This is a genomic window from Caballeronia sp. M23-90, from assembly GCF_053574605.1.
Window position 1 is genome coordinate 1 of sequence record NZ_JBSIPA010000273.1, and the last position, 8,933, is coordinate 8,933.

Genomic DNA, 8,933 nt, shown 5'->3' on the forward strand with positions numbered 1-8,933 from the left:
CAGCGCGGCGGCGCGCGCGCCGGTATCGGCCATGTCCACATGCGGATACGTCCGATAAGCGACGAGTGCATCGGCCGAGCGCAACATGCGCTCAGTCACGTTTGCATGCAGATCGAGCGACGCCACGGTCGGTACGTGCTTGCCAGCCACCTTGTCGATCACATCGATCACATTACGCTCCCGCTCGAGCAGCGCGGCGGCGCGCGCGCCGGTATCGGCCATGTCCACATGCGGATACGTCCGATAAGCGACGAGTGCATCGGCCGAGCGCAACATGCGCTCAGTCACGTTTGCATGCAGATCGAGCGACGCCACGATCGGTACGTGCTTGCCAGCCACCTTGTCGATCACATCGATCACATTACGCACCCGCTCGAGCAGTTCGCCTTCGCCATCATCGACATGCTCGGCCACCATCGCACCATGCAGGTCGAGATACACCGCGTCGAACTTGCGTGTGCGGGCCGCTTCGACGATCTCGCCGGTGATCCGCTCGAATGCGTCGACGGTCACATGCGCCGAGGGACTCGCGCCCGCCCAGATCACCGGCACGAGCGTGTGGCCGGCCGCTTCGGCCGCGCGGATGAAACCGCCTGCGGGAATGTTGACGTCGCGCAGCCCGAGGACGTCTGCACCGCGCGACATCAGCGGGAATCCCTCGCCGCGCTCGAAGTTTTCGTAGGCCGCTTTCGATGGAGCGAAGGTGTTGGTTTCGTGCTGGAAGCCTGCGAACAGGATGGTGCGTGCTTGATGAGACAAGATAAGACCTCTCGAAGAAAGTAGGCGTCAGCGCGATGCCGGCGCGGCCGCCGGGCGCATCATGATCAACACGAGCGCACCGAACGCGAGCAAGCCGGCCATCACGTACAGACCGGCCTGGAGACTGCCCGTCGCGGTGCGCGCCCAGCCGATGATCGTGGGACTGAGGAAGCCGCCAGTGAGGCCGATCGTGTTGATGAGGGCGATACCGCCCGAGGCCCCATCGCCCTTGAGATAGTCCGGCGGCATCGCCCAGAACACCGTGTAGGCAACCCACATCATTGCGGTGGCGATGGTGATGCAGATGAGCGAGATCGCGAGTTGTCCGCCGTAAAACGTGGCGATCGCAAGCGTCACTGCACCGATCAGCGCGGGAATGGCGCTGTGATAACGGCGCTCGCCGCGGCGATCGGAACTGCGTCCGACAATGGTCATCGCAATCGCCGATGCAATGTATGGGATCGCGGAATACAGGCCGATCTGCATGGTGTCGGTGACGCCATCGGCTTTGAGGATCGTCGGCAACCAAAAGCTGACCGCGTAGATCCCGCAGATGAAGCAGAAGTACGGCACGGCCATCAGATAGACACGCGGGTCCTTCGCGACCTGCGCGAACGAATGATGAGTGCTCGACGACTCGACTTCCGATGCAAGCAGACGCTTCTCTGCGTCGTTCAGCCAGCGGGCATCGGCGGGGCGATCGTCGAGGACGAACAGCGCGAGAATGCCGAAGATCACGCAGGGCAAGCCTTCGACGAGGAACATCCACTGCCAGCCGTCGAGACCGTGCGCGCCGGAAAACGACGTCATGATCCAGGTGGAAAGCGGGCCGCCGAACATGCCGCCTAACGGGCCCGCGAGCATCACGATCGCCATGACCTGTGCCATGCGTGCGCGGCTGTACCAGTAGGTCAGGTAGAAGATCATGCCGGGGGCGAAGCCCGCTTCGAAGACGCCGAGCAGGAAACGCATTGCATAGAACATCGGCTCGTTGCGCACGAACAGCATGGCCGCCGATGTCAGCCCCCATAGCACCATGATCCGGCTGATGGTCTTGCGTGCGCCGATCTTCGGCAACAGCAGGTTGCTCGGCACTTCGAACAGCACGTAGCCGAGGAAGAAGATTCCTGCGCCGAGTCCATAGACTGCATCGGAGAAACCAAGATCGCTCTGCATCTGCAATTTGGCAAAGCCGATGTTGACCCGATCCAGATACGCGAAGGTATAGCAGAGCAGCAGGAACGGAAGTAGTCGCCAGTTCAGTTTGCGATACAAGGCGGCATGCCGGTCGTCGGTCAGCGTGGAAGGGATGGCGGACAAGGCAGTCTCCGGAAGACATGGGGCGCGCACGGCGCGAAAACGTTGCAAAACCAATCGTCGGCATCCAAAATTAGGCGAGCAAGAGCAACTGAAGTTGGCTATCGTTGCCTTGCGGGCAACACTGACCTACACGCGGCATCTGACCGGCGAGGAGCGAATGCGAGAACTGAATCAACGGCGGTTGCGCTATTTCTACGAGGTGCTTACCTGTGGCTCGATCCGTGCGGCAGCCGACAGTCTCAACACGGCCCCGTCGGTCATCACGCGGCAGATCCGGTTGCTCGAGGAAGAGATCGGCGCGGTGCTCTTCGAGCGTCAGGCCCGAGGGGTTCAGCCGACCGACGCAGCATCGCATCTGCTTGAATACTGGCGCGGCTGCCAGTCGCAGCAGGAACAACTCGAAGACCATCTCCAGGAACTGCGTGGCCTGCAGCGCGGGCAGATCAGGCTCGCGATCAGCGAGGGGTACATAGACGGATTGATGGAGCAGGTGCTCACGGACTTCTGCATTCAATACCCGAACCTGGATGTGGCCGTCGACATCTTGCCGGTCAACAACGTGCAGGTCGAGGTGGCGGAGAGTCGCGCGCACATCGGGCTCGCTTATAACCCGCCCGCGCATGCGGAGATCGAATACCGGGCAACCGCGTCGCAGCCCGTCGTGCTGCTCGTCCATGCACAGCATCCGCTCGCACAGCGCGGCGGTCCCGTGACTGTCGATGAGATGCTGCAGTGTCCACTCGCCCTGATGCCGCCGGCCTTCGGTCTCGGTCAAGTGGTCGAACTGCTTGCGTATGCAGAGAATCTGCGAATTCGCCCGACACTCACGACGAATTCGCTGGCGGTGTTACGTCACTTCGTGAAGCGCGGCGAGGGCGCGACGTTGATCGGCGCGTTCTCGGTGTATCGGGAAATTGCCGCGGGCGAACTGGTGGCGCTGCCAATCAGGCATCCGGTCTTCGAGGCAGCGAAGGCGCGGGTGCTGGTGAAATCAGGGCGGCCGCTCGCCGCAGCCGCCAAAGAGTTGCTGAAGTGGATCCTGGAACGGATGACTGTCTTTCAAACGCCGCCTGAGCCCGCAACGCCAGCCACCAGGCCACGCCCCCGCGCTGTGGTCAAAAGCAAGGAACGTCGTCGGTGAATACCCTCGATTGACGCTGCCCGACTTCAAGCCGATACTTTGTCCGTACAAACTAACAATTGAGACGGGAGCATCGAGCATGCAAGCTGAAGAAGTGGGAAAGCAGCGGTATCGCGCAAGCTATGGCCGGTATTTCGAGGAATTCACGGTCGGCGATATCTACGAACATCGTCCGGGCCGCACGATCACCGAGGCCGACAACATCCATTTCTCTTTGCTGACGATGAACTTTCATCCGATGCACTGCGACGCCGCTCACGCGGCGAAAAGCGAATTTGGCCAGTTGCTGGTGAATAGCGGCCTGACGGTTGCGATCGTGCTCGGCATGTCCGTCAACGATGTCAGCGGAAAAGCCATCGCCAACCTCGGCTGGAAAGAGATCAAGCTGACAGGTCCGGTGTTTTGCGGCGATACGCTGTATGCCGAGTCGGAAGTGCTGGAAAAGCGTGAATCGAAATCCCGTCCCACGCAAGGCATCGTCACGGTTCACACGCGTGCATTCAAGCAGGACGGCACCGCGGTCATGGACTTCGTGCGCACCGCGCTGATCGCGAAACGCGGTCATGGCACGGGGGAATAGAACACGGTTTCAACCCGCAGGAGATGTCGATTCGGCCCAAGAACGAACGGCGTTTCAACTCACTCTCACAGTAAGGAGACGACTGTGAATCAACTCGTAAGCTCAGGCGCGCGCCTGGACAGATTGCCGATGGCGCGCTTCCACTGGAAGATCCTCGGCCTCATCAGCGCGGGAGCGTGCCTCGATGCATTCGACGTGTATCTCGCCGGCGGCGTTGCCGCGGCGATGATGAAGCAGGGCTTCTCGACGCTTCAGTTGAACGCGCTGTTTGTATCGGCGGGATTTTTCGGGATGGTGATCGGTGCGGGCTTGTCCGGTTATCTCGGCGACCGGTTCGGACGCCGCTCTTCTTATCAATTCAACCTCGCGCTGTTCGGCGTCATGTCGATTGCCGCCGCGTTCGCGCCGAGCATCTACTGGCTGATCGGCTGCCGTTTCCTGATGGGCATCGGGCTCGGTGCGGAACTCGTGGTTGCGGCCGGCACGCTGTGCGAATTCATTCCGCCGGCCTATCGCGGACGATGGATCTCGTTGCTCGGATTGATCGTCAACTCCGGGCTCGTGATCGCTACGAGTGTGGGCTATGTCGTGATTCCAATGTTCGGATGGCGCTGGATGTTCGGCATTGCGGGGATCGGCGCGATGATCGTCTGGGCCTTGCGCCACAGCATGCCGGAGTCGCCGCGCTGGCTCGAATCGGTCGGCCGCCTTGAAGAAGCGGAGCGTACTGTCAGCGCAATCGAAGCGGAGGTGGCGAAGCAGCGCGGGCCGTTGCCCGAATGCGCGCGCACGCAGAATCTCGAAGTCCCGCAACTGCCGTTCAGCGCACTGTTCCGGCGCGGCATGATCGGCCGCACGCTGACGGCGGCGCTTACCGCGGTCGCGGTGAATGTCGCGGTGTACGGCTTTGTTGCGTGGCTGCCGACCTTCTTCGTGAGGGAAGGCCGGGACGTCGTGACATCGCTGGGCTTCACCACGCTGATGTCGTTCGGCGCGCCGTTTGGCGCGGTGCTCGGCTTTCTCAGCGCCGACCGGCTGGGCCGCGCCAAGGGTCTCGTGTTTTTCTCGGCAATGACCATCGTGCTCGGTTTCATCTATCCGCAGATGGTTGCAAACGTGGCGATTGCGTGCGTTGGCTTCGTCCTGGTGAGTTGCATCTTCGCCATCGTCACGCTGGGCCTTTTCGGCTACGTGCCCGAGTTGTTCCCGACTGCCTTGCGCTTGCGGGGAACGGGTGCCGCGGGCGTATGCGGCCGGCTTGCGTCCATGACCACGTCGTATGCCGCCGTGCTGCTGTATCAGCAGTTCGGGTTATTCGGGGTGCTCGGCATGGTCTCGGGCGTGCTGGTGCTGCTGATCGTGGCGGTCATTTCACTGGGTGTCGATGCAAACCAGTATTCGCTCGAAGCGGCCTCGCCCGACGAAGATGCGCTCGATACCCAACTGGATTTCAAGCAAGGAGGAATTGCACGGTGAGCTCAACTTCCATCTCCGCAGCGCTTGCACGCTTCACGACGAACCTGCGGCTCGACGATGTGCCCCAGGCCGTCCGCGAACGCGCCAAGCATTTGATACTCGACAGCATCGGTCTCGCATTTGCCACGACCACGTTCAACTATTCGCGTGCGACGCTTGCCGCCATGCAGGAACTCGACAGCGGCCACGCGTCGGTGTTCGCGCATTCGGAGCGGCTTGCCATGCGCGACGCAATGCTTTTCAACGGCCTTCTGATCCACGGCCTCGATTTCGACGATACCCACGCACGCGGCGTCATTCATTCGACCGCGAGCGCCTTGCCCTGCGTGTTCGGGCTCGGCGAGCGCGAGAACGCAAGCGGCGCCGATCTGCTCGCCGCCTATCTTTGTGCGATGGAAGTATCGACCCGGGTGGGCGCCGTTGCGCAAGGTGGTTTCCACAAGACGGGTTTTCATCCCACGGGACTGGCCGGCGCGTTCGGCTGCACGCTGGCGGCCGCACGTCTCCTCGGTCTCGACGAAGCACGCGCGACGCATGCGCAGGGCATTGCGCTGTCCATGGCGTCGGGCAGCCTGGAATTCCTGCAGGACGGCGCGTGGACCAAGCGTCTGCATCCGGGCTGGGCCGCGGTCAGCGGCACGGTTGCGGCGTCGCTTGCAAAGCATGGATTCGTGGGTCCCGGCGCGCCTTATGAAGGCCGCTATGGGCTTTATTCGCTGCACCTGAATGACGATGCCACGCCGGATCTTTCCATTGCGACGAACGGGCTCGGCGAGCAATGGGAGATCGACCATGTTGCGCTCAAGCCGATTCCCGCATGCCATTTCACCCATGCATCGTCTGATGCCGCGGTCGAATTGCACAAGCAGCACGGCCTCAGCATCGATGAAATCGAAAACGTCGTCGTGCGCGTGCCGGGTGCGACCGTGAACGTGATCTGCGAGCCGGTCGCGAACAAGAAGCGTCCGGCGAACAGCTACGACGCGCAGTTCAGCATTCCGTACATCGTGGCGACAGGCTTGCTCAAGGGACGCTTCACGCTCGATGACCTCGACGACGCGGCGCTCGCCGATCCAGCCGTGCTGGCCCTGGCGCAACGCGTCAATTACGAAGTGGATCACGAGTCCACGTTCCCGCGCCATTACACCGGCGAAGTGATTGTCTTCACACGCGATGGCCGCCGTCTTGCGCATCGCGAGGCGATCAATCGCGGCTCGTCCGATCGGCCGCTGACCAACGACGACATCGTCGCCAAGTTCTTCGATAACGCGCAGCGCGTGGTCTCGCGCGAGCGCGCCGCGCAGGTGCGCGACGCCGTGCTGAATCTCGAACGGTCTTCCGTATCCACGCTCGCAGACGTGCTGCGCCGTCCCGGCTAATTGTTGCTGCATGCATTCAGGGCCCGTCAGGGCAGGAGATTTTCATGGCTACCATCGATGTAGAAACGATTGAAACAGCAGAAGAGGCGAAGGCTAACGAGGTGCTGATCCTCGACATGCTCGACCGTTTTCTCAAGACGGAAGTGAAGCCGTATGTCCACGCACTCGAAGCGGCCGACGAGTACCCGCACGAGATCGTCGAGAAAATGAAGGACATGGGATTGTTCGGATGCCTGATCAGTCAGGAATACGGCGGACTGGGTCTCTCCACATCGACGTACGCGAAGATTGTCGACCGGATCTCGGCGGTCTGGATGTCGGTGAGCGGCATCATCAACTCGCATCTGATCATGGCGATGACCGTGCAGCGCAACGGCACCGAGGAACAGAAGCGTGCCTATCTGCCGCGCATGGCGACCGGCGAATTGCGTGGCGGCATTGGGCTGACGGAGCCGGATTGCGGCACGGACCTTCAGGCGATCCGCACGGTGGCGCGGCGCGAGGGCGACGAGTATGTAGTCAATGGCAACAAGACCTGGATCACGAACAGCCTGCACGGGAACGTCCTGGCGTTGCTCGTGAAGACCGATCCGAAGGCGGAGCCGCGGCACAAGGGCATGACGCTCCTCCTCGTCGAAAAGGGTCCGGGCTTCGAAGTGAGCCGCAAGCTCGAAAAGCTCGGGTACAAGGGTATCGATACGTGCGAGCTGACCTTCACGGATTTTCGCGTGCCGGTGTCGCAGGTGATCGGCGGCGTAGAAGGACTAGGACTCAAACAGATTCTGGGCGGCCTGGAACTGGGGCGCATCAACGTGGCCGCGCGTGGCGTGGGATTGGCGCAGGCAGCGCTCGATGAATCCGTGTCCTATTCGCAGCAGCGCAAGACTTTCGGCAAGCCGATTTGCGAACATCAGGCGATTGCGCTGAAGCTGGGCGAGATGGCGACACGCTTGCAGGCTGCGCGTCTTTTGACCGAAGCGGCGGCGGTTGCTTACGACCGCGGCGAACGCTGCGACATGGAAGCCGGCATGGCGAAATACTTCGCCACTGAAGCCGCGCTTGAGAACAGCATCGAGGCCATGCGAATTCATGGCGCCTATGGCTACTCGAAGGAGTTCAACGTCGAGCGCCTGTACCGCGATGCGCCGCTCTTGTGCATTGGCGAGGGCACCAACGAGATGCAGCGAATCATCATCGCCAAGAACCTTATTGCGAGGAATCCGGTATGACTTTGCCGCTCTCAGGCGTGCGTATTGTCGCGGTCGAACAGTACGGCGCGGGTCCGTTCGCGACGCAGCATCTGGCCGATCTCGGCGCGGAAATCATCAAGGTGGAGAATTTCCGCGAAGGCGGCGATGTCGGGCGCGCGGTCGGTCCATATTTTTTCGGCGAAGGCGACAGCCATTTTTTCGAGGCGTTCAACCGCAATAAGTGCAGCCTGACGCTCGATCTCAAGAAGCCGGAAGCACGCGGTGTCCTTCTCGATCTGGTGAAGAAAAGCGACGCGGTCTTCAACAACCTGCGCGGCGATCTGCCCGCAAAGCTCGGGCTGACTTACGACCAGCTGAAAGAGTCGAATCCGGCGATCGTCTGCGGTCACTTGTCGGCTTATGGGCGCACCGGAAGCCGTGCGTCGTGGCCGGGTTACGACTACCTGATGCAAGCGGAAGCAGGGTATCTGTCGGTCACCGGCGAGCCTGACAGTCCGCCGGCGCGCTTCGGGCTGTCGATCATCGACTTGATGACGGGCACGACCGCCGCCATGGCGCTGCTTGCGGGAATCGTGCAGGCGCGCGCTTCCGGCATCGGCCGCGACATGGACGTCAGTCTCTTCGATGTCGCCATGCACAATCTCGCTTATGTCGCCACGTGGTACCTGAACGGCGACGTGGTGACGGGGCGCGATCGCCGCTCGGCGCATCCTTCGCTCACGCCGAGCCAGTTGTACAAGACACAGGACGGCTGGATTTTCCTGATGTGCAACAAGGAGAAATTCTGGGGCGTGCTGGCCGAGGTCCTCGACAAACCGTCGTGGGTCACGGACGAACGCTTCAACAATTTCAAGGCGAGGCTGCTCAACCGGGACTTGCTTGAAAAGGAACTCGATGCCGCGCTTTCCACGGCAACGACCGAAGAGTGGCTCAAGCGTTTCGGGGGCCGTGTGCCCGCGGCGCCGGTCTACGACGTCAGGCAGGCGCTCGACAATCCGTTCGTGGCGGAGCGCGAGGGCGTGGTCAATGCCGAGCATCCGCGCTTCGGGAAGATCCGCGGCGTGGCA

Annotated in this window: 8 protein-coding genes; 6 read left to right on the forward strand and 2 right to left on the reverse strand. The window is 61.8% G+C overall.

Annotated elements, in window-relative coordinates:
* Both ACRXB1_RS23075 and ACRXB1_RS23080 read right to left on the reverse strand, forming a co-directional pair.
* On the reverse strand, positions 1–759 hold a 759-nt coding region (locus tag ACRXB1_RS23075), incomplete at its 3' end, for a M81 family metallopeptidase (protein WP_449493332.1).
* Positions 760–786: 27 nt separating this feature from the next.
* Positions 787–2,079 carry an MFS transporter gene (locus ACRXB1_RS23080; RefSeq protein WP_449493333.1) on the reverse strand — a complete coding sequence of 431 codons (1,293 nt, stop codon included), beginning with the start codon at positions 2,077–2,079 and terminating at the stop codon, positions 787–789.
* 157 nt (positions 2,080–2,236) lie between these two features.
* Here ACRXB1_RS23080 and ACRXB1_RS23085 point away from each other — a divergent pair, with 157 nt between their 5' ends.
* The 6 genes from ACRXB1_RS23085 to ACRXB1_RS23110 form a co-directional block, all read left to right on the forward strand.
* Positions 2,237–3,220 (forward strand): LysR family transcriptional regulator, encoded by a 984-nt coding sequence (locus ACRXB1_RS23085; RefSeq protein WP_449493336.1) that lies wholly within the window; start codon positions 2,237–2,239, stop codon positions 3,218–3,220.
* A 79-nt stretch (positions 3,221–3,299) separates the two neighbouring features.
* Positions 3,300–3,800, forward strand: coding sequence for a MaoC family dehydratase (locus tag ACRXB1_RS23090; RefSeq protein ID WP_449493334.1), 501 nt, complete (start codon positions 3,300–3,302; stop codon positions 3,798–3,800).
* Between the two features lie 129 nt (positions 3,801–3,929).
* Positions 3,930–5,276, forward strand: a complete 1,347-nt coding sequence (locus tag ACRXB1_RS23095) for an MFS transporter (RefSeq protein ID WP_062001715.1) — start codon at positions 3,930–3,932, stop codon at positions 5,274–5,276.
* Positions 5,273–6,655 carry an MmgE/PrpD family protein gene (locus ACRXB1_RS23100; protein ID WP_179196298.1) on the forward strand — a complete coding sequence of 461 codons (1,383 nt, stop codon included), beginning with the start codon at positions 5,273–5,275 and terminating at the stop codon, positions 6,653–6,655. The genes ACRXB1_RS23095 and ACRXB1_RS23100 overlap by 4 nt, the downstream gene beginning before the upstream one ends.
* 44 nt (positions 6,656–6,699) lie before the next feature.
* A complete protein-coding gene (locus ACRXB1_RS23105; protein WP_062001717.1) occupies positions 6,700–7,884 on the forward strand; it encodes an acyl-CoA dehydrogenase family protein in 1,185 nt (394 codons plus the stop codon).
* On the forward strand, positions 7,881–8,933 hold a 1,053-nt coding region (locus tag ACRXB1_RS23110), incomplete at its 3' end, for a CaiB/BaiF CoA transferase family protein (RefSeq protein WP_449493335.1). The genes ACRXB1_RS23105 and ACRXB1_RS23110, both read left to right, overlap by 4 nt.